This is a genomic window from Pseudomonas sp. Irchel s3h17, from assembly GCF_900187505.1.
In the GTDB taxonomy this organism is placed as follows: Bacteria; Pseudomonadota; Gammaproteobacteria; order Pseudomonadales; family Pseudomonadaceae; genus Aquipseudomonas.
Genome location: NZ_FYDL01000016.1, coordinates 73,062 through 99,615, shown reverse-complemented (window position 1 = coordinate 99,615; position 26,554 = coordinate 73,062). Strand labels below are relative to the sequence as shown.

At 61.2% G+C, this 26,554-nt stretch carries 22 protein-coding genes; 9 read left to right on the top strand and 13 right to left on the bottom strand.

The annotated features are described in order from the left end of the window. Positions 1-368: 368 nt before the first annotated feature. Both CKW25_RS21495 and CKW25_RS21490 read right to left on the bottom strand, forming a co-directional pair. Positions 369-6,248 carry a VCBS domain-containing protein gene (locus CKW25_RS21495; RefSeq protein ID WP_095082316.1) on the bottom strand — a complete coding sequence of 1,960 codons (5,880 nt, stop codon included), beginning with the start codon at positions 6,246-6,248 and terminating at the stop codon, positions 369-371. 88 nt (positions 6,249-6,336) lie between these two features. Then, on the bottom strand, positions 6,337-6,624 hold the full coding sequence (locus tag CKW25_RS21490; protein ID WP_095082314.1) for a PilZ domain-containing protein: 288 nt from the start codon (positions 6,622-6,624) through the stop codon (positions 6,337-6,339). 203 nt (positions 6,625-6,827) lie between these two features. Between CKW25_RS21490 and CKW25_RS21485 the strand changes: the two genes are divergently transcribed. Continuing rightward, positions 6,828-7,493 (top strand): DNA-binding response regulator, encoded by a 666-nt coding sequence (locus CKW25_RS21485; RefSeq protein ID WP_095082312.1) that lies wholly within the window; start codon positions 6,828-6,830, stop codon positions 7,491-7,493. Positions 7,494-7,584: 91 nt separating this feature from the next. Here CKW25_RS21485 and CKW25_RS21480 read toward each other — a convergent pair whose 3' ends face one another. Then, positions 7,585-8,067, bottom strand: a complete 483-nt coding sequence (locus CKW25_RS21480; RefSeq protein WP_095082356.1) for a cupin domain-containing protein — start codon at positions 8,065-8,067, stop codon at positions 7,585-7,587. Between the two features lie 395 nt (positions 8,068-8,462). On the opposite strand from CKW25_RS21480, the gene dusA reads away from it, so the two are divergent. Together dusA and tal are read left to right on the top strand one after the other, a co-directional pair. After that, on the top strand, positions 8,463-9,464 hold the full coding sequence (dusA, locus tag CKW25_RS21475) for a tRNA dihydrouridine(20/20a) synthase DusA (RefSeq protein ID WP_095082309.1): 1,002 nt from the start codon (positions 8,463-8,465) through the stop codon (positions 9,462-9,464). Positions 9,465-9,641: 177 nt separating this feature from the next. Further along, positions 9,642-10,568 carry a transaldolase gene (gene tal / locus CKW25_RS21470; protein ID WP_095082308.1) on the top strand — a complete coding sequence of 309 codons (927 nt, stop codon included), beginning with the start codon at positions 9,642-9,644 and terminating at the stop codon, positions 10,566-10,568. A 133-nt stretch (positions 10,569-10,701) separates the two neighbouring features. Here the strand turns inward: tal and rssC are convergent, their stop codons facing one another. The 3 genes from rssC to CKW25_RS21455 form a co-directional block, all read right to left on the bottom strand. Then, positions 10,702-11,184 carry an anti-sigma factor antagonist RssC gene (gene rssC / locus CKW25_RS21465; RefSeq protein WP_095082307.1) on the bottom strand — a complete coding sequence of 161 codons (483 nt, stop codon included), beginning with the start codon at positions 11,182-11,184 and terminating at the stop codon, positions 10,702-10,704. After that, complete coding sequence (rssB, locus tag CKW25_RS21460) at positions 11,181-12,365, bottom strand: two-component system response regulator RssB (protein WP_095082305.1); 1,185 nt, start codon at positions 12,363-12,365, stop codon at positions 11,181-11,183. The genes rssC and rssB overlap by 4 nt, the downstream gene beginning before the upstream one ends. A 480-nt stretch (positions 12,366-12,845) precedes the next feature. Beyond that, entirely contained in the window at positions 12,846-13,535 is a 690-nt protein-coding gene (locus CKW25_RS21455; protein WP_095082304.1) for a VacJ family lipoprotein, read from the bottom strand. A 187-nt stretch (positions 13,536-13,722) separates the two neighbouring features. Between CKW25_RS21455 and CKW25_RS21450 the strand changes: the two genes are divergently transcribed. Both CKW25_RS21450 and CKW25_RS21445 read left to right on the top strand, forming a co-directional pair. Continuing rightward, positions 13,723-14,343, top strand: coding sequence for a phosphatase (locus CKW25_RS21450; RefSeq protein ID WP_095082302.1), 621 nt, complete (start codon positions 13,723-13,725; stop codon positions 14,341-14,343). A 123-nt stretch (positions 14,344-14,466) separates the two neighbouring features. Beyond that, the gene (locus CKW25_RS21445) at positions 14,467-14,730 is read left to right on the top strand and encodes a DUF4404 family protein (protein WP_095082301.1); all 264 of its coding nucleotides are present in this window, start codon (positions 14,467-14,469) and stop codon (positions 14,728-14,730) included. Between the two features lie 275 nt (positions 14,731-15,005). Here the strand turns inward: CKW25_RS21445 and queF are convergent, their stop codons facing one another. Together queF and CKW25_RS21435 are read right to left on the bottom strand one after the other, a co-directional pair. Then, complete coding sequence (queF, locus tag CKW25_RS21440) at positions 15,006-15,836, bottom strand: NADPH-dependent 7-cyano-7-deazaguanine reductase QueF (RefSeq protein WP_095082300.1); 831 nt, start codon at positions 15,834-15,836, stop codon at positions 15,006-15,008. A gap of 61 nt (positions 15,837-15,897) precedes the next feature. Further along, a complete protein-coding gene (locus tag CKW25_RS21435) occupies positions 15,898-16,443 on the bottom strand; it encodes a plastocyanin/azurin family copper-binding protein (RefSeq protein ID WP_095082298.1) in 546 nt (181 codons plus the stop codon). A gap of 155 nt (positions 16,444-16,598) precedes the next feature. Here CKW25_RS21435 and CKW25_RS21430 point away from each other — a divergent pair, with 155 nt between their 5' ends. Both CKW25_RS21430 and CKW25_RS21425 read left to right on the top strand, forming a co-directional pair. Continuing rightward, the gene (locus tag CKW25_RS21430) at positions 16,599-17,279 is read left to right on the top strand and encodes a heavy metal response regulator transcription factor (RefSeq protein WP_095082297.1); all 681 of its coding nucleotides are present in this window, start codon (positions 16,599-16,601) and stop codon (positions 17,277-17,279) included. Then, positions 17,279-18,640 carry a heavy metal sensor histidine kinase gene (locus tag CKW25_RS21425; RefSeq protein ID WP_095082296.1) on the top strand — a complete coding sequence of 454 codons (1,362 nt, stop codon included), beginning with the start codon at positions 17,279-17,281 and terminating at the stop codon, positions 18,638-18,640. Before CKW25_RS21430 ends, CKW25_RS21425 begins: the two co-directional genes overlap by 1 nt. A 557-nt stretch (positions 18,641-19,197) precedes the next feature. Here the strand turns inward: CKW25_RS21425 and CKW25_RS21420 are convergent. The 3 genes from CKW25_RS21420 to CKW25_RS21410 all read right to left on the bottom strand — a co-directional run bounded on the left by CKW25_RS21420 (position 19,198) and on the right by CKW25_RS21410 (position 22,447). Beyond that, positions 19,198-20,442: a lipoprotein-releasing ABC transporter permease subunit gene (locus tag CKW25_RS21420; protein WP_095082294.1), complete on the bottom strand. Its 1,245-nt coding sequence runs from the start codon at positions 20,440-20,442 to the stop codon at positions 19,198-19,200. A gap of 63 nt (positions 20,443-20,505) precedes the next feature. Next, the gene (lolD, locus tag CKW25_RS21415; protein ID WP_172736598.1) at positions 20,506-21,189 is read right to left on the bottom strand and encodes a lipoprotein-releasing ABC transporter ATP-binding protein LolD; all 684 of its coding nucleotides are present in this window, start codon (positions 21,187-21,189) and stop codon (positions 20,506-20,508) included. 7 nt (positions 21,190-21,196) lie between these two features. Then, on the bottom strand, positions 21,197-22,447 hold the full coding sequence (locus CKW25_RS21410; RefSeq protein WP_095082292.1) for a lipoprotein-releasing ABC transporter permease subunit: 1,251 nt from the start codon (positions 22,445-22,447) through the stop codon (positions 21,197-21,199). Between the two features lie 94 nt (positions 22,448-22,541). Between CKW25_RS21410 and CKW25_RS21405 the strand changes: the two genes are divergently transcribed. Both CKW25_RS21405 and CKW25_RS21400 read left to right on the top strand, forming a co-directional pair. Then, the gene (locus CKW25_RS21405) at positions 22,542-23,126 is read left to right on the top strand and encodes a PilZ domain-containing protein (protein ID WP_095082291.1); all 585 of its coding nucleotides are present in this window, start codon (positions 22,542-22,544) and stop codon (positions 23,124-23,126) included. Between the two features lie 13 nt (positions 23,127-23,139). Next, complete coding sequence (locus CKW25_RS21400) at positions 23,140-23,862, top strand: glycerophosphodiester phosphodiesterase family protein (protein WP_095082289.1); 723 nt, start codon at positions 23,140-23,142, stop codon at positions 23,860-23,862. 42 nt (positions 23,863-23,904) lie between these two features. On the opposite strand, the gene sthA is transcribed toward CKW25_RS21400, so the two are convergent. Both sthA and CKW25_RS21390 read right to left on the bottom strand, forming a co-directional pair. Then, on the bottom strand, positions 23,905-25,299 hold the full coding sequence (gene sthA, locus CKW25_RS21395; protein WP_095082288.1) for a Si-specific NAD(P)(+) transhydrogenase: 1,395 nt from the start codon (positions 25,297-25,299) through the stop codon (positions 23,905-23,907). Positions 25,300-25,508: 209 nt separating this feature from the next. Then, positions 25,509-26,531 carry an FAD:protein FMN transferase gene (locus tag CKW25_RS21390; RefSeq protein WP_095082286.1) on the bottom strand — a complete coding sequence of 341 codons (1,023 nt, stop codon included), beginning with the start codon at positions 26,529-26,531 and terminating at the stop codon, positions 25,509-25,511. Positions 26,532-26,554 lie beyond the last annotated feature (23 nt).

Sequence of the window (26,554 nt, the reverse complement as noted above, 5' to 3'; positions counted from 1 at the left end):
AACGGGAACTGCCTACCGACCATTACTCATCACATTCGACCAAGAAGCCCCCCCTTAACCGTCTGACCCAAGCGCTCAAGACCGGCCTGGCACGAACCTGCACACCCTTGTGCCTCATTCCTGATAAACGTTTGCCCCGCCTCCCCCTCTATTACATAGCTGAGTCTTTCCTGCAGACAGGCATTGAGCATCACCCCGCACTCACCCTGCTCGTGCAGTACCCGAGAAAGGAGACTGCATGGCCTCCAAAGGCGCTCCCCCTCGTTCCCGGTGGAATGACGAGAAAAACACCTCGTACAGACCCCATCGCGGTTTTATCCGCGACGGGTCTGCAACCGCGTAGCAACGTACGGCCAGCAGCAAAAGCATCATACCGTCAGGATAAAGTCCGCCTGATCGATACCTTCACTGCTAACACCGACAAGGCGAATAGACTCCACTCCGATCCCAATCACCGTGTCCGCCCCCTCAGTCGCAATGCTCACGTTGGCAGCGAACGTCTCGCTGCTGATCCCCAGCCCCGCGATATTGAGCAAGTCCTGCCCTCCGGCCGGATTGGCGTCGAAGCCCCGGATCGAGTCGTTGCCGAAGCCCGCGGCAGCAAACACGAAGGTATCGTTGCCGAGGCCGCCGTTGAGCGTGTCGTTGCCCAGCCCGCCGAAGAACAGATCGTCACCCGCGCCGCCGACCAGAATGTCGTTGGCCAGGCCGCCCAGCATCGTGTGGTTTGCCGCCGCTGCATCGTAGGCCAGCTCACTGCCGCTGCCCTCGGCGTTCGCCTGCAAGCCCGCCGCCGCGTATTGGTCACTCAGCGCGACCTGCGCTACATGCGCGCCGTCGCTCACGATCAGCATGCCGCCGGTGCCTGTGTCATTCGCGGCATAGGTGATCTGCGTATTGACGCCGAACGCAATATCGCCGAAGTCCAGCTTGTCGCCCACGGTAAAACCGCTGACGCTGCCACTGAACGCCGCCGACACATCGAGCTTGAGCGTGCCTGCCGCGCCGCTGTCGAACGTCACGTTCTGATCGGAGGCAGCGCCGAATTCGAGCATCGCCGAACCGCTGATAGTCGCGCTTCCCGCGCCGCTGGCATCTGCATGGATGATGATATTGCCATCGTTCGCCCACAGGCTACCGCTGTTGACCAGCGCACTTTCAATCACCAATCCGCCGCTGCCGCTGGCTTCCAGCACGCCCGTGTTGGTGACGGCGTTGCTACCGGTATCGATCACCAGCGCATTGACGCCGCTGGCAAGGATCAGGCCTGCGTTGACCAGCATCATCTGCCCCGCGCCCAACTGGCCGGCACCCGAGATGGTGTTGTCGGCATTGGTGAGCACCGTGTCCGCGCTGCCACCAAAGATCACGTTCTGCGCGCTGTCGGACAGAACCACTTGCCCGCCACCGGTCAACGTCGCGCCACGGAACAGAATCTCAAGATGGGTCCCGCTGCCGGTGGAGCCGAGCGTGATGGTGCCACTGTTGTCGATACTGCCACCGAACGGCATGATCGCGCCGTCGGCAATGGTGATGGTGCCCGCATTAGTCGTGACTGGGTCCACATCGAACAGTAAGTTGGCCCCGCTCAACGCCGCCGCATCCACGCCTTTGACAGTGATCGTCTGGTCGGCGCCGATGCTGAGCACGGCATTGCCGCTCGCGTCGTTGGCGATACTCACATCCGCAAAATCGTTGACGCCCGTGAAGCCGATCAAGTCGATCTTGTCCGACACCGCATCGAAGTTGTGAATGACGTTGTTGCCGATCGGCTGGGCAAACACGAACAGGTCGGCGCCGCTGGAGCCGGTCAGGTTGTCGTCGGTGGACAAGGCGAAGATCGGTGAGCCGGGCGCGTAGGCTTCGACGTTGTCGGAAACGAAGGTATTGCCAATGCTGCCATCGGCGTTGGTCCAGGTCATGCTGACGCCAAGCACCAGCGCACCGGCGAAGTCAGTTGGAGTTGTCACCGTCAGTGAGCCGGGATCGTCGGTATGCACTGTCCAGCTACCGTCGCCGTTGTTGGTTCCTGCGTTCAGTGTCCAGCCTGACGGCATCCCTGTTATCGTCACCTCGATAGAGTCGCTCGCGCCCACCGCCGGATCAGTCAGTGCAAGGTTGATAGCCTCTCCAGCGATACCCGCCGGAGCAGCTCCTGATCTCGTGCTTGTGTTACCCGCCAGGTCAGTCATGGTCACTGTGACAGTGTGTCCATCTATAGTGTCTGAGGTTCCTAAAGCGGGGCTGGTATCGCCATCTATCGCCCAATTTCCATTGGTTGCAGTTCCATTAGCCAGCACTAAAGAGAAGTCTGCGACAGGAGAAGTGAGATGGTTATCATGAACGGTCACTGACACCACGCCTGAACCTGAAGTGTCAGTCACACCTATTGTGAAAACATTGCTACCTGAAACGTAGTATCCGTTCCCTCCCCCACCCGCCCCGACGGGTGCAACAGTATCGACTATCAATGTGCCGGTTGGATTGACGCCATTGGCTCCTGTAAGAATGGCATTGTTCCCCGCCGCATCTTTGATCGTCGCACCACCAAGAGTGAATGCGGACGCAGCCAGGGTAAGGTCGGCTGTATTTTGACCGGCCCCTACCGTGTAAGTGAACGTCAGCGTATTAGTGCCCGAGCCGCTCGTGTAGCTTGCCGTCCCGCCGGTGTTCAGGTTGAGCGTCGGCGAACCCGTGACCAGTACGACCTCGCTGAAAGTCAGGTTCAGTGTCACCGTCTCAGCTGCCTTGAGCGTGCCATCGTTAGTGCCATAGCTGGCGCCCGTTACCGTCGGCACCGTCGTGTCGTCGTTCGTGCCGTTGATAGTCACTGTCACTGTCTGTGTGTCAGACGCAGCATTGTTGTCTGCGCTTTGCATCGTGTAAGTCAGCACCAGGGACTGGCCGACAGTGAGATAGTCGAACGCCTGTATGCCGGAATCGAAGCTCCAGATCAGGTTGTGCGCGTCGCCACTGTCAGCCGCCAGGCCGGAAGCAGGTGTTGCACTCAGCATGCTCAGCAGTTGTGCGTTCGTCAGGCCAAGCCCTGCAGTAGTGCCTGTTGCAACCACTCCTGTGATTGAGGTGCTGATCGAATCCGAGAGATCGACATCATTGACGCTCAGCGTACCGCTAGCGGTGAGCCCTGCATTAGTCTCCGTCAGCGTCGCGCTCGCACTGTCGCTCGTGACCAGATGGATATCCGGACCATCATTGGTACCGGTGACGGTGACGGTCACCAGCTGGGTGTCTACGCCGCCCAGGCCATCGCTGACCTGCACGCTGAACACTTCATCGTGACTCTCTCCAGCCTTCAGCGACTGCACCGCACTGGCGACGCCATTGGTGCCATTGGCCAGCGTGTAGCTCCACTTGCCGGTGTTGTCCACTGCGATCGAGCCGTAGGTGCCCGTATCCGTACCCGCAATGCTCCATGTCGCCGTGGCGTCGTGATCGATGTCGGCCGAGCTGAACTGACCATTCACGGTGAGCTTGGTGTCTTCCTGCACCGCGCCCGCATCATTGCCCACCGCGAAACTGAGCACTGGCGCGTCGTTGCTGCCGGTAATGGTGATCGCCACCGTCTGCGTCGCCGAGGCCGCGTTGCCCGCGCCGCTGTCATCGCTGGCCACCACGGCGTAGGAGAAACTGATGGTTTCACCGGCGCGCAGGAAGTCCAGGTTCTGACTGCTGCTGTAGTTCCAGCTGTCCTGATCAACCGAGAAACCCGCCACCAGCGCCGCGGCCTGTACCGCACCGAGGGTTCCGCCGCTCCAGGCGATGTCGTGGTTGAAGGTCTGGCTGACCGTCACTACGTCATGGCTGTCCAAGTCGGCGAAGCTCAGCGCACCGCTGTCGCTCAGCGTGGCCGTAGCATTGCCTTCGTTCATTGCACCGATCGTGTCGGTGATGGTCAGCGTCGGCTGGTCGTTGGTGCCGGTCAGGGTGATGGTGACGGTCTGCATCGCCGAGACCGCGTTGCCCGCGCCGCTGTTGTCGCTGGCCACCACGGCGTAGGAGAAACTGATGGTTTCACCGGCACGCAGGAAGTCCAGGTCCTGGCTGCTGCTGTAGTTCCAGCTGTCCTGATCGACCGAGAAGCCGGCCACCAACGCCGTGGCCTGCGCCGCGTCGAGGGTACCGCCGTTCCAGGTGAGGTCGTGGTTGAAGGTCTGGCTGACCGTCACTACGTCATGGCTGTCCAGGTCGGCGAAGCTCAGCACCCCGCTGTCGCTCAGCGTGGCCGTAGCGTTGCCTTCGTTCATCGCACCGATCGTGTCGGCGATGGTCAGTGTTGGCTGGTCGTTGGTCCCGGTCAGGGTGATCGTCACCGTCTGCGCTGCCGAGGCCGCGTTGCCCGCGCCGCTGTTGTCGCTGGCCACCACGGCGTAGGAGAAACTGATGGTTTCACCGGCCCGCAGGAAGTCCAGGTTCTGGCTGCTGCTGTAGTTCCAGCTGTCCTGATCGACCGAGAAGCCCGCCACCAGCGCGGCGGCCTGCGCCGCGTCGAGGGTACCGCCGCTCCAGGCGATGTCGTCGTTGGAGGTCTGGCTGACCGTTACTACGTCATTGCTGTCCAGGTCCGAGAAGCTCAGCGCACCGCTGTCGCTCAGCGTGGCCATGGCGTTGCCTTCGTTCATCGCACCGATCGTGTCAGTGATGGTCAGTGTCGGCTGGTCGTTGCTGCCAGTGAGGGTGATCGTCACCGTCTGCGTCGCCGAGACCGCGTTGCCCGCCCCGCTGTCGTCGCTGGCCATCACGGCGTAGGAGAAGCTGATGGTTTCGCCGGCGCGCAGGAAGTCCAGGTTCTGGCTGCTGCTGTAGTTCCAGCTGTCCTGGTCGACCGAGAAGCCCGCCACCAGCACGGCGGCCTGCGCCTCATCGAGGGTACCGCCGCTCCAGGCGATGTCATTGTTGGAGGTCTGGCTGACCGTCACTACGTCATTGCTGTCCAGATCGGCGAAGCTCAGCGCACCGCTGTCGCTCAGCGTGGCCGTAGCATTGCCTTCGTTCATCGCACCGGTCGTGTCGGCGATGGTCAGCGTCGGCTGGTCGTTGGTGCCGGTGAGGGTGATCGTCACGTCCTTGGTTACCGTCGCCCCGAAGTCGTCGGTCAGCGTCACCGTGAACACTTCGGTCTTGGTCTGGCCCTCGGACAGGTACTGCGCCGCGCTATTGTTCAGCGTATAGGTCCAGCCCACGCTGCCCACAGCGCCGCCTGTGCTCTCGACGCTCACATTGGCCACCAGCGTACCCAGCGTACCGGCCGGCGCGCTCACGCTGGCCACATGCGCGTCATCGGCCAGGTCCACGTCGCCGAAGGCGAAGCTGCCGCCGGCCACCGTGGTGCCGTCTTCGGCCACCGCACCGCTTTCGACCTCTGCCGCCGTCACCGTCGGCGCGTCATTGGTGCCGGTGATGGAGATGATCACATTCTGCGTTACCGACAAACCATGACTATCGCTGATGGTGACCCGGTAAGTTTCGGTAACTGTCTGTCCCTGGGCCAAGTACTGCGCCGCCGCATTGCTCAGGTTGTACGTCCATTGCACCGAACCGTTGGCCTCGTTCGCGGCTTCGCTTACCGGCGAGAGCGCGAACGTACCAAGATAAGAAATGTTGTCCCCCGCCGGCGCGAACGTCGCCGTGTGCGTGTCGCTCAGGTCGACGTCGTTAAAGGCAATCGTGCCGCTGGCCGTCAGCGAGTCGGTCGTGCTCGCAGTGGTAACGGCGTCTTCGGTCACCATGCCGGCCTGCGCGCCGATGCTCATCGTCACACCATCATTCACGCCCGAAAACTGCACCGTCGCGGTGGCCCAACCGAGCGTTCCGTTGCCGAGACGAATCGCATAGGTAAAGCTGTCCGTCAGGAGCTCACCAGCAGCAAGCGCCTGGAGTTGTACCTTGAAAGCACACGACAAAGTAGCGGCGTCGTAGCCGACCTTCCCGTCCGAGGTGATCCAGATCTTTGCACCATTCAAACTGGTGTCAGAACTCGTCGCCTCAGCCCTCACCGTATCCTGGGTCAGGAGGTCGGCCGGAGCATAAGACTTGGTGGCAGTAGAAAGACTTTCCGCGTTGTCGAGTGACCAGAGTGTCTTCGCGTTGCCGCCGAGGTCATTAGACATGACGTCCCAATACACGACCCCCAACAATTCTTCAGTGGTGGTGAAGATGTCATCCTTCGCCTGGGGCGTGTTGGAAAACGAGGTAACGGTTCCGCCGCTGGTAGTAGTGGTGCTAGCCATGTCTTTCTCCCAAGAATGTCACTCCGAGTAAAAAACCGCTGTGGCCGCCAACAGCCACAAGCCGATTCTTCCTCAACCCACGAACAGCTCACTCCACCGGCACCAGCCGGCTGGCCAGCAGCTTCACGCCCGCCCCGGTCCTGCCGCCCTGTGGCTCAATGCGCACGATTTGTCCTTGCGCCTTGAACTTCATGGGGCCGCCGGGGGTGTCGAGTTCGATCTCGAAGTCAATCAAGCTACCCACCTGCTGCTCGCTATCGGTTTCGAAATACAAACCGGAGGCGCTGATGTCACGGGTGACACCTTGGCTCCCGCCGGTCAGTTGCAGCGACAGGGTGACTTGTTCACGGGGCTCAGTTCGGTATGCGTCTTTCATGGCTGCAGTCTAAAAACGGCCGCTGTTTTTTACATGAGCGCGCTATCCCTTTTTTCTGGGAGTCAATCCCCCATGAAAACAGTGTTTTACGGGACAAATGTCATGGGAGGGGATGCCTGAAGCGCTATAGAAAAAAGCGACAGGCTGCAACGATTGCTATCATGAGCAGCTAACACAACCCGCCTAAAGAGGCAGCAGCCCGCATGCCAATTCAAGTCCAGTTAGTCGCTTTGCCGCTCGTGGCCTGGGGCCTTGAGCGTCTGGTGGAAAGCGCTCAACCGAAGTTGGCGCTGGTGGGTTCGGCGACGTCGGTGGCGCAATACCTGCTTTCGCTGCACCAATACACGGCAGATGTGGTGGTGCTGGACCTGGACGGCGAGGACTGTATCGAGTCACTGGCCGACTTGCACAGCCAGACCAAAGCCAAGATTCTGGTAGTGACAGGGTCGAGCGACGTGGCGCTGCATGACCGTGCGGTGCTGGCGGGCGCACGTGGCGTGGTGGATAAACGGGAGTCGGCATCCGCCTCCACATTGCTCAAAGCCATAGAAAAAGTGCATGACGGCGAACTCTGGATTGACCGCAATGCGACCAGCCGTATCTTTCTTGAGCTGGCCCGCAACAAAGCCGAGCGCGATAAAGACCCGGAGCAGCAAAAAATCGCCAAGCTAACGCGCCGCGAGCACCAGACCATTGCATCGCTGGCCAGCGCCCCCTCAGCCCCTGGCAAGTTGGTGGCCGAGAGGCTGCACATCAGCGAGCACACCCTGCGCAACCATTTGACATCGATCTACAGCAAGCTGGGCCTGACGAACCGCATAGATCTGTACGCCTACGCACACAAGCATGGGCTTTCCACAGGCGACTGAGGACTGCGGCAGCACGCCGGGCGAGTTGTCGCAGCCTGACCTTGTCCCGAAATTCCAGCTAACCGGCTACCCATTCAAGCGAGAGCGCTCGCTACATCTTGCTGTTCCTGGGGTCGTCCGCCGGGTTGAGGTAGGTGATCCCCCAAGGCCCCGTGCCGTGGAGCTGGAGTACGGTTTCCTGTTCTCGACTGGCGCCATACATCGACATGCCGACGGGAATGATCAGGGTGTCACCCGGGTGATAGGCTTTGGCCCGTGCCGGATCGAACTTGTCTCCGGTGGCGAAGTAGAAGGTGCCCGAGATAACGGTTACGCGCTCGGTCACGGGATGGGTATGCACGCCGATTTTCGTATTTGCCGGCAGCTTCAAGCGAAGGGTGAAAGGCTCGGCGGCTTTCAGGTCACCTTCAATCACTGCAATCATCGCACCGGGCCCCACCGAAGGTGCCGCTGTCCACTTGAGTTCGGATGGGGTGGCGGTAATCAAACCCGCTCCCTCGGCCTGGGCCGCAGATGCCAGGAAGGCTGCGCTGAGCAAGGCCAGAGAAACAGCGACAGCTTTGTGGGCGCTCATCATGGTTTCCTCATGCTTGGGGCTGTGGGTGTATCGGAGCAGAGGCAAACATCGCTTCAACACACCGTATTAATGATCACGGTAGCCGAATGTTGGAGCGCGGATATAACCAATCTGAACAGCCCTATAATGCAATGGTATGGAGTGTGAGCTGTACGCAGGATGGGTTGAGCGCCGCGCTACCCCTGTCATTCGTCTCGTGCTCGCCAAGTCAGCTGTCTCGAAAGGCGAATATTCAGCGCAGCCTCTATCGCAGAGCACTGTGCTGTTCGCTGCCTGGTATCCTCCAATCCTGATAAACTCTCGTCTTTGTTCCACCTGCCAATTTCTCTAGCCAAGCCCAGTCCACTCTCCATTTCTGTGCCCAGCTGAAAATGCAACCCAAAGACACCCCAATGCCTCTAGATCTCGCTCCAACCACCCATCCAGCCCTCTCCCGCCGCTTCAGCGTGGCGCCGATGATGGATTGGACCGACCGCCACTGCCGTTTCTTCCTGCGCCTGCTCTCCCGGCATGCGCTGCTCTACACCGAAATGGTCACCACGGGCGCCCTGCTCAACGGCGATCACGAGCGCTTCCTGCGTCACGACGAGGCCGAGCATCCGTTGGCGTTGCAGTTGGGGGGTAGTGTTCCGCTGGATCTGGCGGCCTGTGCGCGCATGGCGCAAGAGCACGGTTATGACGAGGTGAACCTCAACGTCGGCTGCCCGAGTGACCGGGTGCAGAACAATATGATTGGCGCGTGCCTGATGGGTCATCCGCAGTTGGTGGCCGATTGCGTGAAGGCGATGCGCGATGCGGTGTCGATTCCGGTGACGGTGAAGCATCGGATCGGGATCAATGGCCGCGACAGTTATGCCGAGCTGTGTGATTTCGTCGGTACGGTGCGGGATGCCGGCTGCACCAGTTTCACCGTGCATGCGCGGATTGCGATTCTCGAGGGCTTGTCGCCGAAGGAGAACCGGGACATTCCGCCGCTGCGGTATGACGTGGCCGCGCAGTTGAAGACCGACTTCCCGGAGCTGGAGATCATTCTCAACGGCGGGATCAAGACGCTGGAGGCCTGCCGCGAGCATTTGCAGACCTTTGACGGGGTGATGCTGGGCCGTGAGGCGTATCACAACCCTTATGTGATGGCCGAGGTGGACCAGCAGCTGTTCGGTAGCACCGCACCGGTGATTAGCCGCGCCGAGGCATTGGCGCAGTTGCGACCGTATATCGCTGCGCACCTGGACGCGGGTGGTGCGATGCACCATATCACCCGGCATGTGCTTGGCCTGGGCACCGGGTTTCCGGGGGCACGCAAGTTTCGCCAGCTGCTGTCGGTGGACATCCACAGGGCCAAGGAGCCGCTGGCGTTGCTGGATCAGGCGGCGGCGCTGCTCGAGGGACGCTGACCGTCGTTTGTATTGAACCTGTGGCCTGTTTCGACATCGTAGTTAACGGATAGCGCCAGGCCTTTCAAACACCTGTTTCCAGGTAGTTGCCGCCCAGGCCGTTGTTACGCATTCGTACCCTTGAGTGGCTGCCAGCGCTCGGGTAATGTCAACAGACCCACAGGATAGAGCACGCTCATGACTTCCAAGCTGGAACAACTCAAACAAATCACCACCGTCGTGGCCGATACCGGCGACTTCGAGGCTATCGCCCGCGTTAAACCGGTGGATGCCACCACCAACCCGTCCCTGCTGCTCAAGGCGGCCGCCATTCCTGCTTATGCCGAGCTGCTGAACGCCTGCGTCCATGACTGCAAGGGCGATGTTGGCCTGGCCAGCGACCGTTTTGCGGTCGCGGTGGGCCAAGAGATCCTGAAAGTGATTCCGGGGCGTGTTTCCACCGAAGTGGATGCGCGCCTGTCGTTCGACACCGACGCGATGCTCAAACGCGCGCACCGCCTGATCGAGCTGTACGACAAGGCCGGCATTGGCCGCGACCGCGTGCTGATCAAGATCGCCTCCACCTGGGAAGGCATCCGCGCCGCCGAGCAACTGGAGAAGGAAGGCATCCAGACCAACCTGACCCTGCTGTTCTCTTTCGCCCAGGCGGTTGCCTGTGCCGAGGCCGGTGTGTTCCTGATTTCGCCGTTCGTGGGGCGCATCTACGACTGGTACAAGAAGGCCAACGGCAACGACTACACCGGCACCGACGATCCGGGCGTGCAGTCGGTGACGCGCATCTACAACTACTACAAGGCCAATGACTACAAGACCGTGGTCATGGGCGCGAGCTTCCGCAACCTCAATCAGATCGAGCAACTGGCCGGCTGTGATCGCCTGACCATCAGCCCGGACCTGATCGAGAAGCTGGCGGCCGACACCGGCAAGCTGGAACGCAAGTTGGCGCCAGGCCATGCCGGTGAAGCGCGCCAGAGCCTGACCGAAGCGCAGTTCCGCTGGGCGTCGAACGAAGATGCCATGGCCACCGAGAAGCTGGCCGAAGGCATTCGCCAGTTCGCGCGGGACCAGGAGAAGCTGGAGGCGCTGTTGCAGGCCAAGTTGTGATTCAGGCCTAGCCAGTGCAAAAAGGGCGAACCCTCACAGGTTCGCCCTTTTTTGTAGGCTGATTTTTCAGGTCTGCTGCGCAGCCCAGCGGGAGCAAGCTCCCTCGCCACAGGTACCAAAGTCCTGCGCCTGGTCAATGACGCTCCAGGGCGTTCACCAGGTCGTGGAATGCTTCGCGGTTGGAGTCGTTCAGGCCCATGAGGATCTTGTGTGCCTCGAGCACCTTGATCCGCACCACTTCTTCGGACTGGTCCTGGTCTGGCAGGTCGGTCAGGCACTCCGGGCATGGCACTGGGCGGTCAACGATGTTGAACACCTGCTCGAAGCCCATGGACTCCAACAGACGGGTGATGTCTTCGTGGGTGGTGACGACCGTCGGCAGCAGGCCGACCTTTTGCCGCGACATGATCGACAGCTTGGCCAGCAGGCCCAGCGTAGTGCTGTCGATGCTGCGGGTTTCGGTCAGGTCGATCACGATCGCGTTGAAGTTCAACGCGGTGAAGATCCGCTCTATAGTCGCATCCAACGCCGAACACAGGGTCAGGCGAACTTCACCGACGAACTTCAGGACGAAGGTGCCGTCCTGCTCGGCGAACTGGATTCTACCAGTACTCATTGAAGATTCCTGCTCAACACCAACAGGGCGATATCATCCGGCATCTCCCCTAGCGTGGCCAATCCAAAAACCTGCCGCAGACCGTCCAGGCTGCCGCCCGCCGATCTTACCCGTTGCGGCAAGGCGGCTTCTTTTTCTTTGAGTGTGGGTTCTGGCAAAAGGTCCAGAATACCGTCGGACATCAGCGTCAAGCTGAACACCGGCGGCAACTTGATGACGTGGTCTTCGTAGGTGGCTTCGTTGAACAAGCCCACCGGCAGACCGCGACCCTCGAGATAACCCACGCTGTCTGGCGTGTACAACACTGGCAACGGCAGGTGCCCGCCGATGCTATAGGTCAACAAACCGGTCTCCTCGTCGATGACGCCACCGACCATCGTGACATGTTTGCCCAGCTTACAGCTGATCAGGCCCCGGTTGATATGGCCGAGGACTTCTGAAGGGGTGAATTCAGGCAAGGTGCCATTACGCTTGGACTCAAACAGCAAGCGCGTGGTCATGAATTTCAGCAGCACCGTGACGAATGCCGAGGACGCGCCGTGCCCTGAAACGTCCGCCAGGTAGAAGGCTACCCGACGCTCGTCGACCCTGAAGTAGTCGACAAAATCGCCCGACAGGTACAGCGACGGAATGATCTGATGGGCAAACTTGAACTCGTCGATCGCCCAGGGGCTGACCGGCAGCATGTTCATCTGCACCTGACGCCCGGCGTTCTGGTCTTCCTGCAACAGGTTCAGGCTGGCTTCGAGCTCGCGATTGGCGGTTTCGAGCTTGGTGCGATAGCGCTGGTTTTCCACCAGCAGGCGCGCGCGGTCCAGCGCCCGGCGTACCGAGTGCTCAAGCACGGCCAGGTCTTCCAGCGGCTTGATCAGGTAATCCGCCGCGCCCAGGCGCAAGGCTTCGACCGCGTCGTTCATCACGCCAGCACCGGACACCACGATCACCGGGGTTTGCGGCGAAAGGTCGGTCACCTGACGAATGAGTTCGAGCCCGCCCATCTGCGGCATGCGCAGATCGCAGATCACGAGGTCGGGTTGATTTTGCTCGAATACCGCGAGCCCCTGCTGGCCATTACTGGCCTGAAGGACGCTGAACCCACTGTCTTCCAAATAGGCCGCGAGACTCGCGCGCACTACTTCGTCGTCATCGATTATCAGCAGCGTGGCACTGGTTTTTTGCATGTGGGCAAACGGCGCCAGAATTAGGTTGGCGTAGCTGGCGGGGCAATTGGCCCGGCGCACACTACTGGATTCGCTTTCTAGCCTCTCTGTTGCACTGCTTTCGAGCATTTGCCCTACACACGTGTTCATCAGAGGTGCCCTTCTAAGGCGCAGACGGTACTCCCATCCGCGAGGTGTTTCAAGCTTGCGCCGATGGTCATCAGGCGTCTTTGCGTCGCAAATCACCGGGAGTTATAAGAACGGTTAAATCCGCGACACAATGGAAGGATCATACCCGCGGGCCAAACCGATCGTGACTACCGTTAAAAGCGCGATTTCATCCGCCTGCGCATGGATGTGGATGCAACAGCGCCTGGAAGGCCGATACCGAGGTTGCACGGCGCAAGCAGGGGTAACGGCGGCGACGCCACACTGAATCAAACGACGATCCAGACAAAGAAGGCGGCCACCTGGCCGCCTTCCTGTCATGCCGGAGTCGATTCAGAAATCGTCTTCAACCTGGCCATCCTTGACCTTGAATTCGCGGTGTTGCAGGTAGGCATTACGAATGAACACGTACTTGTCGCCGCTGATCAGCTTCTCGCTCGACAGCAGGCTGGCGCGAGTGTCGATCACGTCCATGCCGATCGCCATGTTGCGCGCCGGAACATCGTTCATGTAGCGGTATGGCTGGGCATAGCCGTCGATGTACTTGGACGGCGCATCACGCAGTGTGCTCGGACCGAAGAACGGCAGCATCACGTAAGGACCGCTGGGCGTGCCCCAGTAGCCAAGGGTCTGGCCGAAGTCTTCGTCGTTGCGTTGCAGGCCCATCTTGGTGCCCACATCGAAAAAGCCGGCCAGGCCCAGGGTGGTGTTGAGCATCAGGCGCGCGGTGTCAACACCCGCGGCGTGTGGCTTGACCTGCAGGATGTCGTTGGCCAGGTTGCCGACGTCACCGATGTTGCGGTACATGTTGTGGATGCCGTCTTCAAGGAACTGCGGCGTGATGAACTGGTAACCCTGCGCCAAAGGCTTGAGGGCATAGGTGTCCAGCACATCGTTGAAGGTGTAGATGGGGCGGTTGATGCTTTCCCAAGGGTCTTCTTCCGTGGCCGCCTGGGCAACGAACGGGACCAGCAAAACGCTGGCAAACACACATACTCGAGCCAGGCAATTGCTCCAGCGCATAGACGCAAACTCCGTGGTTGGTACTGGCCAGGGTCGCAAAACCCGGGCAATAAGCCGCCTAGTATAAGACGGATGCCCGCTTTCAGGGAAATCCCCTACAACTCATCGGCCTATAATCACGCCCTTTTTTGTCACTCAGCTGTCACTGTACTGCCTTAACCTCTCTGATCATTTCAGGGATGTAATAATGCCCCGCACCCAGACACTCCCCCTCCCCGTCCCCCACCCTACCGCCGTGCTCTTTGGCCTGAGCGGCTGCCTGGTGGATTTCGGTGCCCGCACCCGACACGACGGCGCCGACTGCACCCGTCACGCACAGCCGACACCAGGCGCCGAGCAAGCGCTGCTCTCCCTGCAACTGCAAGGCATTCCCTGTGCCTGGCTCGAGGAGTTGCCTCCCAGACAAAGCCAGGCACTGGCCGCCTCGCTGCCGGACTGGATCACTGCCAGCCCACGCACTCCGAGCGTCGGCCAGTGGCCCGCTCCCGATGCCTGCTGGCAAGCCCTGATGACGCTCAATATCGATCGCCTGGACGGTTGCGTACTGGTCAGCGGTGAACCGCGCCTGTTGCAATCGGGCCTCAACGCCGGACTCTGGACCATCGGCCTGGCGTCCTGCGGTTCACTGTGCGGGCTGGCACCGAATGAATGGCACGCCCTGAGCCAGCAGGAACGCGAACTCAAGCGTGGCAAGGCGACCCTGCAACTGTTCGGCCTGGGCGCGCACTCGGTCATCGATCACCTGGGCGAACTCGACACCTGCCTGTCGGACATCGGCCTGCGCCGACGCAAGGGCGAGAAACCCTGATCGGTCATTGTTGATCAATATCATGCACTTCGCTCGCCAGTGGATTAATCTAAAGGCCAGACGTAGACCTTTGATCCACCCTTGCGGTCTATGCCAGTGCCTATCGATAAAAGGAAAGACGTCATGCCTGCCCGCGAACTGCAAGAACAACTGACTACCCTGCGCGAGCAACTGGAGCAGAACCCACCGCTCACGCAGGAAGAACGTGACCACCTGCTGGAACTGATGCAGAAAATCGAAGCACAGATCAAACTGGAAAGCGCCACACAGGACAGCAGCCTGTCCGATGGCGTGAACCTGGCCGTAGAACGCTTCGAACTCGACCACCCGGCGCTGGCCGCGACCTTGCGCAACATTGTGCAGACCCTGGGCAACATGGGGATCTGACCCCGACGCATGCAAAAAAGCCCCGCCAGCGATGGTGGGGCTTTTTCGTTTTTAGCGCACTGCGCGCGACTGAGCCAACACCGCAGCTCCCGCGTGGCGAGCAGGCGCTCGCGCTGACCAGATGATTGCACCCTATCAGCGAGACTTCGGCGACTGTTCAGGGGGCTGCTACGCAGCCCAGCGCGAGCAAGCTCGCTCGCCACAGGTCAGGTGTTCGTCGCCTCTGCTTGATGGAACCGCACTCACTGATCGCGCTCGCCACGGACATCAGGGCGTTATTGACGAACCAGTCGGTGATTGGGCAACTGCACGTCCTCGGTACTGCGGTACGGGTTGATGTCCAGCCCGCCACGGCGCACATAACGCGCATACACCGTGAGTTTTTCCGGCTTCAACAGGCGCTGCAGGTCAAGGAAGATCCGCTCCACGCACTGCTCGTGGAAATCCGAGTGCTGGCGGAAGCTCACCAGATAGGCCAACAGACTGGCGTGATCCAGTGCCGCGCCACGGTATTCCACCGCCACGCTGCCCCAATCCGGCTGGCTGGTGACCGGGCAGTTGGATTTGAGCAGATGGCTGTGCACGCTCTCCTCAACGATGCGCGAAGCATCGCAACGCAGCAATTCCGGGCGCGGATGCTCGTAGTTGCTGACACTGATGTCCAGGTCGTCGATGCACACGCCCGGCAAGGCCACGACCCCCTCGGCCTGGACCTCGTCCAGACGACGAATGCGTACGCCCACCGGCTTGCCGGCGGCGGCCGACAGGTCGGTCGCCAATGTGGCTTGCAGTGTCGGGGTGTCGACGAACGGTGTCTGGTTCAGCGAGTTCAGGTACAGCTTGAAGGACTTGGACTCGATGATATTCGGCGAATCCGCCGGAATACTGAACTCGCCGATGGCCACCACCGGCTTGCCCGATGGCAGCAACCAGGACAGTTCAAAGCAGTTCCAGAAATCCACGCCCTTGTACGGCAGGGTGTCGGCCGTCAGGCCCAGCTCGGCCCATTTCGCGGTGCGCGGGATCGGGAACAGCAAGGACGGCGTGTAAGTGGCGATGTATTCGCTGGACTTGCCCAGCGGCGAGTGTTCGGCTGCGGGATGCATGGCGGAAACCTGACTGAAGAATCAGCCGATTCTATCAGCCTTTGCTCCCGCCTTTGAGTGCTTACTGACTGACTGTCAGTTTGCCGACCATACCGGCCTGATAATGGCTGGGGATATTGCAGGCAAATTCCAGGCTGCCGGCCTTGCTGAAGGTCCAGGTCAGCTCGGCGGTCTTGCCCGGCTCTACTAGCACGCTGTTTGGATCGTCATGCTTCATCGCGCCATGGTCCATGCCGGCCATCGAGCCGTGGCCCATGGCGGCGTGATCCATGGGCGCTGTCTTCATCGCGGTCGGGGTGAGCATGCCGCTTTGCTGCATTTTCAGCATTTCGGCCTGATGCTGGGCATGCATGGCCACGTCACCCAGGTTGAACTCGTGCAGCAACTGGCCTTTATTGATCAGCACAAAACGCACGGTCTCGCCGGCCTTGATCTGCAGGGCCTTGGGGTTGAACGACATATCGCCCATGACGATTTCAACGGTGCGCGTGGCCTTCGCCGCCGGGGCCGGCGTGCCGAACCCGTAGGTCTGTGCCGGCGCGGCAAATACCGGAAAACTCAACACCAGCAAGCAGCCAGCCAGTACCAGTCGATTACGCAAAAACATGATCACACTCCAACAAGATGAGGTTCAGCTTGTGGGAAACTCTAGTGTCCCGCCGCTGCCAGCCAGCTGACAAGCAGATTACAACTTTGTAAGGTTGGGCTGTTCGACCGCCCGCCACGGTATAACGCACCCGTGCCATCCCACTCGAGTCGCCCATGAAACTGCTGATCGTCGAAGACCAACCGAAAACCGGCCACTACTTGCGCCAGGGCCTGGCCGAGGCCGGCTTCAACGCCGAACTGGTGGCCGATGGCAATACCGGCCAGCATCTGGCCCTGACCGGCGATTACTCGTTGCTGATACTCGATGTGATGCTGCCTGGCCGCGACGGTTGGCAGATCCTGCAAGCCGTGCGCAGCGCTGGCCTGGAGATTCCGGTGCTGTTCCTCACCGCGCGGGACGCGGTGGAAGACCGGGTCCACGGACTGGAACTGGGCGCCGACGATTACCTGGTCAAACCGTTTGCCTTCTCCGAACTGCTGGCCCGGGTGCGCAGCCTGTTGCGGCGCGGCAGTGCCACGCCGCAGGAAACCAGCCTGCAATTGGCCGACTTGCGCCTGGACCTGATTCGCCGCCGGGTCGAACGCAGCGGCCAGCGTATCGACCTGACCGCCAAGGAGTTCGCCCTGCTGGAAATGCTCCTGCGCCGCCAGGGCGAAGTGCTGCCCAAATCGCTGATCGCTTCCCAGGTCTGGGACATGAATTTCGACAGCGACACCAACGTGATAGAAGTGGCGATCCGGCGCCTGCGCCTGAAGATCGACGATGACTTCCCGAACAAGTTGATTCATACCGTGCGCGGCATGGGCTATGTGCTTGAAGAGCGTGCGGCCTGATGCGCCGCCTGTCCCTGGGCACGCGCCTGGCCCTGCTGTTTGCCGCCTGCACCGCGGTGGTTTCACTGTTTGCCGGCGTGCTGTTCAGCCGCGCCAGCGAAGCGCATTTCATTGAACTCGACCAGCAACTGCTCGACGGCAAGCTGATCGCCCTGCGCAGCGCATTGCAGGGTGCCGACGATCCCGCACTGTTTGCCGAACGCAAAACACCATTGCAGGATGAGATGAGCCACCAGACCGACCTGGCGTTGCGCGTGCGTGGCGCCGATGGCGGCCTATGGTTCGACAGCAGCCCGAACCTGCCCACCGACCTGCCTGCCCTGCCCGGCCTCCATACCGTGCAAAGCGCGGGCACGGCCTACCGGGTCTACAGCGCGCCGCTGCAGCCGGAACGAGCCGACTCCGCACAACTGACGCTGCTACTCGACATCACCCACCATCAGCACTTCCTGCAACGCATGCAGCACTTGATCTGGCTGACGGTGAGCCTCTGCGCGCTAGCCACTGCACTGCTCGGCGCCTGGGCCGCGCGCAGCGGGCTGCGACCGTTGCGACGCATGAGTGAAGTCGCCGCCGGCGTCTCCGCCAGCTCCCTGACCCAGCGCCTGCCTGAAGACCAGATGCCCGCCGAGCTCGCGGAACTGGCCCACACATTCAACGCCATGCTCGGCAGGCTCGAGGACTCGTTCCAGCGGCTGTCGGCGTTTTCCGCCGACATTGCCCATGAGCTACGCACGCCGCTGTCGAACCTGCTGACCCACACCCAGGTCACCCTGACCCGCCCCCGGGACCTGGAAGACTATCGCGAAGCCCTGCACAGCAACCTCGAAGAGCTGCAATGGATGGCGCAACTGGTCAATGACATGCTGTACCTGGCCAAGGCCGACCACGGCTTATTGATGCCCAAGCGTGAACCGCTGCAACTGGGCGATGAGGCGGACCTGCTGCTGGAGTATTACGCGCCGCTGGCCGAAGACGCGCAGGTCCGCCTGACCCGCCAGGGTGACGCGCCCATCAGTGGCGACCGCAGCATGCTGCGCCGCGCCCTCTCCAACCTGCTGGACAACGCGCTGCGCTTTACCCCGCCACAGGGTGCGGTTGAGGTACGGATTGTCGATGGCGACAAGGGATTGCAGCTGAGCATCGAAAACTCCGGGGAAGGCATTCCCGAAGCCTTGTTGCCGCGCCTGTTCGACCGTTTCTATCGCGCCGACCCGGCGCGTCGTGAAGGCAGCAGTGAACATGCGGGGCTGGGACTGGCGATTACCCAGTCGATCATCCGCGCCCATGGCGGGACGATTCGTTGCGAATCAGGCCCAGGCTGGACGCGGTTTGTGATGGCGTTGCCGAAGGGGGACTGACTCCCGCAGGGGAAGACCGGCAAGACCGACCTCTTTGCAGGAAAGCAGCTCCCATAAAGACGACGTCTGCAGTAACGCCGCTCAACCCGACGTGAACACTGTCCGCGTGGCGAGGGAGCTTGCTCCCGCTGGGCAGCGAAGCGGCCCCAACAAGACGCTTGCAGTCTTTCAGATAACACTCGGCGACGGGGCTCGGGGCTGCCGTGCAGCCCAGCGCGAGCAAGCTCGCTCGCCACAAGGTGGGTGTGTGTTCGGCGCTTCGCACCTGGGCCGAACCCACACACAACTTCTAAAGGGAATTACGAATACCGCAACGCGTTGGCAGTAACGCCGCTCACCCGCCGTGAACACTGTCCGCGTGGCGAGGGAGCTTGCTCCCGCTGGGCAGCGAAGCGGCCCCGACAAGACGATTGCAGTCCTTCAGATAACACTCGGCGACCAGTTTTGGGGCTGCCGTGCAGCCCAGCGCGAGCAAGCTCGCTCGCCACAAGGTGTGTGTGTGTGTGTGTTCGACGCTTCGCACCTGGGCCGAACCCACACACAACTTCTAAAGGGAATTACGAATACCGCAACGCGTTCGCCGGTTCGGTTTTCGCGGCGCGCCAGGCCGGGTAAAGGGTGGCCAGGAAGCTCAGGATGAAACCGGCCGAGCAGATCAGCAGCACATCGGCGCCCTGCAACTCCGATGGCAGGTTGCTGACGAAATACACGTCGGAACTGAAGATGTGCTGGCCGCTCACCCGCTCCACCCAGCCCACCAGCGCACTCACGTTCAGCGCCGCGAGCACCCCGAGGACGCCGCCGATCAGCGTGCCGACGACGCCGATCACCGTGCCCTGCACCATGAAGATCGCCATGATCTGCCGCGGCGTGGCGCCGATGGTGCGCAGGATCGCAATGTCCGCGCCCTTGTCGTTCACCACCATGATCAGGGTGGCGATGATGTTGAACGCCGCCACGGCCACGATCATCAGCAGCAACAGGCCGATCATGGTCTTTTCCATTTTCATCGCACTGAACAGGCTGCCCTGGGTGTGGGTCCAGTCATCGGCCTTGTAGGCGCTGCCCAGGCTTGCCGCGATATCGCTCGACACCTTGGGCGCGGCATACAGGTCTTTCACCGCCAGGCGCACGCTCTGCACCTGGTTCGGTTCCCAGCGCTGCATCTGCGCGGCGTCGGCGACATGGATCAGGGCCATCGAACCGTCCAGCTCGGCACCGACCTTGAACACCCCCACCACGTTCAACCGCTGCATGCGCGGCGTGATCCCGCCCGGCGCCGTGCTGACCTCCGGCACGATCAGGGTGATCCTGTCACCGACGTTCAAGCGAAAGCGCCGTGCGGTGATTTCCCCCAGCACCACGCCGAACTCGCCAGGCTTCAAGGCGTCCAGACGCCCCTGCACAATGTGCTGGGCGACGATGGACACCTTGCCTTCCTGGGCCGGATCGATACCACTGACCTGGATCGGCTGCATCGACCCCTTGTAGGACAGCATGCCTTCCATTTCGGTGAACGGCACGGCAGCGGTCACTTGCGGGTTGTTCATCGCGGCCGCTGCCACCGGCCGCCAGTCGTCGATCGGCTTGACCCCGACGATAGTGGCGTGGGGCACCATGCCGAGGATGCGCGAACTCATTTCGCGCTGGAAGCCGTTCATGACCGACAGCACCACGATCATCGCCAGCACGCCCAGGGCGAGGCCGATCATCGAGGTCATCGAGATAAACGAAACAAAGCGATTGCGGCGCTTGGCGCGGGTATAGCGCGTGCCGATAAAGATCGATAACGGTCTGAACATTCGCTGGGGCACCGTATAAATATAAAAGACCCGGTACCGCTTCAGGCGCCGGGTTTCAACCCATCAGATGGGCGTCAGAAAACCTTCCTGCAGGTGCAGGACGCGGTCCATCTGGCGCGCCAGGTTCATGTCATGGGTCACCACCAGGAACGCCGTGCGCATCGAGGTGCTGAGTTCCAGCATCAAGTCCTGGATGCCCTGGGCCGTGTGGGAGTCGAGGTTGCCGGTGGGCTCGTCGAGCATCACCAACCCGGGGTTGTTCACCAGGGCACGGGCGATGGCCACGCGCTGACGCTCGCCACCGGACAGTTCGGCCGGCTTGTGCTCCAGGCGATGGCCCAGGCCTACCCGCTCCAGCAATGCCGTGGCGCGCTGGCGGGCCTCCGGGATCGCGGTGCGGCCGATCAACAGCGGCATGCAGACGTTTTCCAGGGCGGTGAACTCAGGCAGCAGGTGGTGGAACTGGTAGACGAAACCCAGGGAGCGGTTGCGCAGCAGGCCACGTTTCTTTTCGTTCAGCGCCGACAGTTCTTCGCCGGCCAGCCAGACGCTGCCCTCGGTTGGCGTGTCGAGACCGCCCAGCAGGTTGAGCAAGGTACTCTTGCCCGACCCCGAAGTGCCCACGATCGCCACGCGTTCGCCGGGGTGCAGTTCCAGCTGCAAACCGTTCAGCACCACCACCGACTCCGGGCCTTCCTCGTAGGACTTGCCCAGGTTGCGGCAACTCAAGATTGCTTTATCACTCATGCCCGACTCACTCATAACGTAGCGCCTCCGCCGGCTGGGTGCGCGCAGCACGCCAGGCTGGATACAGGGTGGCGAGGAAACTCAGGACCAACGCCGCGCCGCAGACCATCAACACATCCTGGGCCTGCAACTGCGAAGGCAGGTAGTCGATGAAGTACACGTCAGCGTTAAGGAATTTGTGCCCGATCAGGCTCTCGAGGGCGGCGATCGCGGCGCTGACATTCAGCGCGGCAAACATGCCGACCACCGCGCCGATCGCCGTGCCGACCACGCCGATCACCGTGCCCTGGACCATGAAGATCGCCATGATCTGCCCCGGCGTGGAGCCCAGGGTACGCAGGATCGCGATGTCGCCCTTCTTGTCATTGACCACCATCACCAGGGTGGAAATGATGTTGAACGCCGCCACGGCAACGATCAGCAGCAACAACAGGCCGATCATGGCTTTTTCCATGCGGATCGCCTGATAGAGGTTGCCGTGGGTGCGGGTCCAGTCACGGGCATAGAAACGGTCGTCACCCAGCTGCTGGGCGATGCTCCACGCCGTGCGCGGCGCCTGGAACAGGTCGTCGAACTTCAGGCGCAAGCCCTGGATCTGGTCCGGCTTCCAGCGATGCAGTTTCGACAGGTCCTGCAGGTTGGTGACCCCCAGGTAGCCGTCGATCTCGCCGGCGCCGACGTGGAAGATCCCGACCACGGTAAAGCGCTTCATGCGCGGGAACATCCCGGCCGGCGTCACGGTGACCTCGGGAGCGACGAAGGTCAGCTTGTCGCCGACACCCACGCCCAGCTTGGCCGCGGCCTTGTCACCGATCACGATGCCGAAGCTGCCCGGGGACAGGTCGTCGAGTTTGCCCTGCTGCATGAAGTTGTCGATGATCGACACCTGCCGCTCCAGCGCAGGATCAATGCCATTGAGCAACACCTTGGAGACCTGGCCGTTGTTGGTCAGCAACCCCTGCATCTGGGTGAACGGCGCAACGGCCAGCACCTGTGGGTTCTGCTTGACCTTGGTGGCCAGGCTTTGCCAGTCGTTGATGGCTTCACCGGATTCGATGGTCGCGTGGGGCACCATGCCCAGCACGCGGGTGCGCATCTCATGATCGAAACCGTTCATGACCGACAGCACCACGATCATCACGACCACGCCAAGGGCGAGCCCGATCATCGAAGTCAGGGAAATGAATGACACAAAATGATTGCGACGCTTTGCACGGGTATAACGCGTGCCGATAAATACGAAGAGTGGTCTGAACATGTCGGGGCTTGTTCGGAGGGAAAAGGAACGTCCTTGTGGCGGGGGTCGATAACCAGCTTTACACTCAGACCACCGCCGCTACCATGGGTTCGCCATGTCGACATTAGATGAAGAAGATCGCCGCGAATACTACCGTATCGAGGACACGATCGCACTGGAAATTCAGCCCCTGTCCGGCCCCGAAGCCGCAGGCCAGGAAGTGTTGCAGGATGCTTCCCCGCTGTTCAATCTGCTCAGCGAACTGCACCTGAGCGAATTCGAGTCGCAGCACCTGCTGCGCCAGATCAGCGAGCGCGACCGAAACACTGCGGCGTACCTGAAAGTGCTGAACAAACGCATCGACCTGCTCAGTCAGGTGGTCGCCCAAACCGTGCTCGGCAAGTTCGATGAGCCGCAGCGCGTGGTGCTGTCGGAAGGCGGTATCGAGTTCGAGCACCACCTCGCCTACCCCGCCGGCAGCCATCTGGCGATCAAACTGTTGTTGATGCCGCAAGCGCTGGGCCTGTTGTTGCGAGCCAAGGTCACTCACTGTGAACCAGAGAGTTTCGGCACGTTCGCAATCGGCACCGAGTTCCAATACCTGACCGATGCCCAGCGACAATTGCTGGCCCGCTATATCTTGCAGCGACAGGCCCAAGAACGGCGCCTGGCACGCGAGCACACCGAATCCGGCAATTAATTAAGGAAGAACCGTGACCCTCATCTATGGCCACCGCGGCGCCAAAGGCGAAGCACCGGAAAACACCCTGAGCAGTTTCCAGCAATGCCTCAAGCACGGCGTACGTCGTTGCGAACTGGATCTGCACCTGTCCATGGACGGCGAGTTGATGGTCATCCACGACCCGACACTCAAGCGCACCACTGACCGTCGCGGCAAGGTGGTCGAGCATACGGCGGCAGAGCTGGTGACCTACGACGCACGCAAGGGCGGCCCGGGCTGGATCAAGCCCTGCCCGATCCCGACGCTGGAGACGCTGTTCGAGCAATGCGATTTCGAGCACTGGCAACTGGAAGTCAAAAGCGCCTCACGCACCCGCGCCGCCACCACGGTATTGGCGATTCGCGAAATGGCGCAGCGTTTCGGCCTGCTCGACAAGGTGACGATCACCTCGAGCTCACGGGAAGTGCTCAAGGCCGCACTGGACCTGGTGCCGGATGTGTCGCGTGGACTGGTGGCCGAATACGCCTGGCTCGACCCGTTGAAGGTCGCACAAGGTTATGGCTGCGAGATGCTGGCGCTGAACTGGACCCTGTGTACGCCGGAACGCCTGGAAAAGGCGCAGCGCCAGGGGCTGCATGTGTCGGTGTGGACAGTCAACGAACCCGCGCTGATGCGCAGGCTCGCTGATTTCGGCGTTGACAGCCTGATTACAGACTTTCCCGGTTTGGCCACTGCCACCCTCGAGAATTGCTGAAATCGGTCTCCCCGGCCGGCTCAGGCCACCGGCCGGAGCCGCTCAAAAAAGCCGGTTGAGGCCGTCGTATGCCGCTACCCGATAGGCTTCGGCCATGGTCGGGTAGTTGAACGTGGTGTTGACGAAGTACTTCAGTGTGTTCAGCTCGCCCGGCTGGTTCATGATTGCCTGGCCGATGTGCACGATCTCCGACGCCTGATAACCGAAGCAGTGCACGCCCAGCACTTCCAGGGTCTCGCGATGGAACAGGATCTTCAGCATGCCTTGCGGCTCACCGGCGATCTGCGCACGCGCCATGCTCTTGAAGAACGCCTTGCCGACTTCGTACGGCACCTTGGCCTGGGTCAGCTCCTGCTCGTTCTTGCCGATCGAACTGATCTCCGGAATGGTGTAGATCCCGGTCGGCACGTCGTTGACGAAGCGCCAGCTGCCGTTGTCGACGATGCTGCCAGCGGCCGAACGACCCTGGTCATGGGCCGCACTGGCCAGGCTCGGCCAGCCGATCACATCACCGGCACCATAGATATTCTGGATGCAGGTGCGATAGTTCTCGTCGACTTCGATCTGGCCACGACTGTTGACCTTCACCCCGATGTTTTCCAGGCCCAACTGGTCGGTGTTGCCGGTACGGCCGTTGCACCAGAGCAAGGCATCGGCCTTGATCTTCTTGCCGGACTTGAGGTGCAGGATCACACCGTTGTCCACGCCTTCAACGTGATCGTAATCTTCGTTGTGGCGAACCGTGATGTTGTTGTTGCTGAAGTGGTAGCTCAGGGCCTGGGAGATTTCCGAGTCCAGGAAGCTCAGCAACTGGCCACGGTTATCCACCAGCTCAACCAGCACACCCAGGCCACTGAAGATCGAGGCGTATTCGCAACCGATCACTCCGGCGCCGTAAACGATGAGTTTGCGCGGGGTGTGGCCGAGGCTGAGGATAGTGTCGCTATCGTAGATACGCGGGTGGTGGAAATCGATATCGGCCGGGCGGTACGGGCGCGAGCCAGTGGCGATGATGATGTGCTTGGCCACCAGTTTTTCGACCACGCCGTTGGCGCAGACCACTTCGATGGTTTGCTCGTCAGCGAAACTGCCTGTGCCGAAGAACACGTCAATCCGATTGCGCGCGTAGTAACCGGTGCGCGAGGCGACTTGCTTGGAAATGACTTTCTCGGCGCTCTTGAGTACGTCCGGGAACGAGAACCAGCGCGGCTCACCAATGGCCCGGAACATCGGGTTGGTGTTGAACTGCATGATCTGCCGGACCGAGTGACGCAATGCCTTGGACGGGATGGTGCCCAGGTGAGTGCAGTTGCCGCCGACCTGGCGACGACTGTCAACCATGGCCACCTTGCGTCCTGCCTTGGCGGCGTTCATTGCCGCGCCTTCTCCCGCCGGGCCGGAACCCAACACCACCACGTCGTAGTTGTAGACAGCCATGCGTACTCCTCAGAACAGGCCGCGGCACCCCGTTGGCACCCGCGGCTAAATCATGCCGACGGCGCGGCATGAAGGAACAATTTGGGGTCAGTCGAAACCCGGGAACAGTCTATAGAAGCGTCAACGCCGCGCACATTAACCCTTGGTAGCGTCGTAGGCTAGTTTTGCCTGCACTACAACGCCAGTAATCCTTGCGATCGGGGCCGTGTTCACTGGGTTTTTCCGACGCTCAGGCGGTCAAAAGCCTGACTGGTGGATGTGACGAAACCGGTATCGGTACGCATCACAAAAAATGCAGCGACCTGGTTTTTTTCCGCGTAATCCCGGCCGCGCTCGGGCCCCAGAATCAGCAACAGCGTCGACAAGCCATCGGCCATCAACGCCTGAGGATGAATCACCGTCACCGACGCCAGGTCATGCAAGACCGGCCTGCCGACACGGGCATCGAAGGTGTGGGAGTAGCGGCGCCCGTCCTGCTCGAAATAGTTGCGGTAATCACCGGACGTCGACACACCGTAACCGTCGATGGCGATGATCCGCTCGGCCACTTGCTTGTCATCCCGAGGTTCTTCCAGGGCAATGCGCCACGGCGAGCCATCGAGCTTCTTGCCGACCGCCTTGAGTTCGCCGGTGACTTCAGCCAGGTAGCTATGAATGCCGGCTGCTTCGAGTTGTGCCGCAATGCGATCCACCGCGTAACCGGCGGCGATGCTGTTGAGGTCAACCTCGACCGCAGCGTCCTTGCACAACTGATCGCCATCGATGCGCAGGTGCCCATGACCGACTCGCTGCCGTGCCTCGGCGAGCGCTTCGGCGGTCGGGACTTTTTCCTCGCGGGCTTGCGGGCCAAACCCCCAGAGATTGAGCAACGGCTCGACAGTCAAATCGAAGGAGCCTTCACTTTGCACAGACAAATCCTCGCCAACGCGAACCAACTCAAGGATTGGCGCGGGCATAGGCTGACAACGGTTGGCGGGTAATGCGTTGAAGCGCTCGATGTCCGAGTCGCTGCGGTAGGTCGACATTTGCCGGTCGACTTCGGCGAGGATTTTCTCGACTTCCACTTGAACGTCCGCCGGAGCGGGTAAACCGGCGTGACGGACGTACTTGATCGAATAGGTGCTGCCCATGGTCGGACCGCCGAAGCTTTCCATGGAGTCGCTAGCACCGCAGCCAGACAGGGCAACGAATAACACCAGAAAAGAACCCTTGCGCCCACTCAACAAAACCATCTCCCCCGATGCTCCGCCCTGAC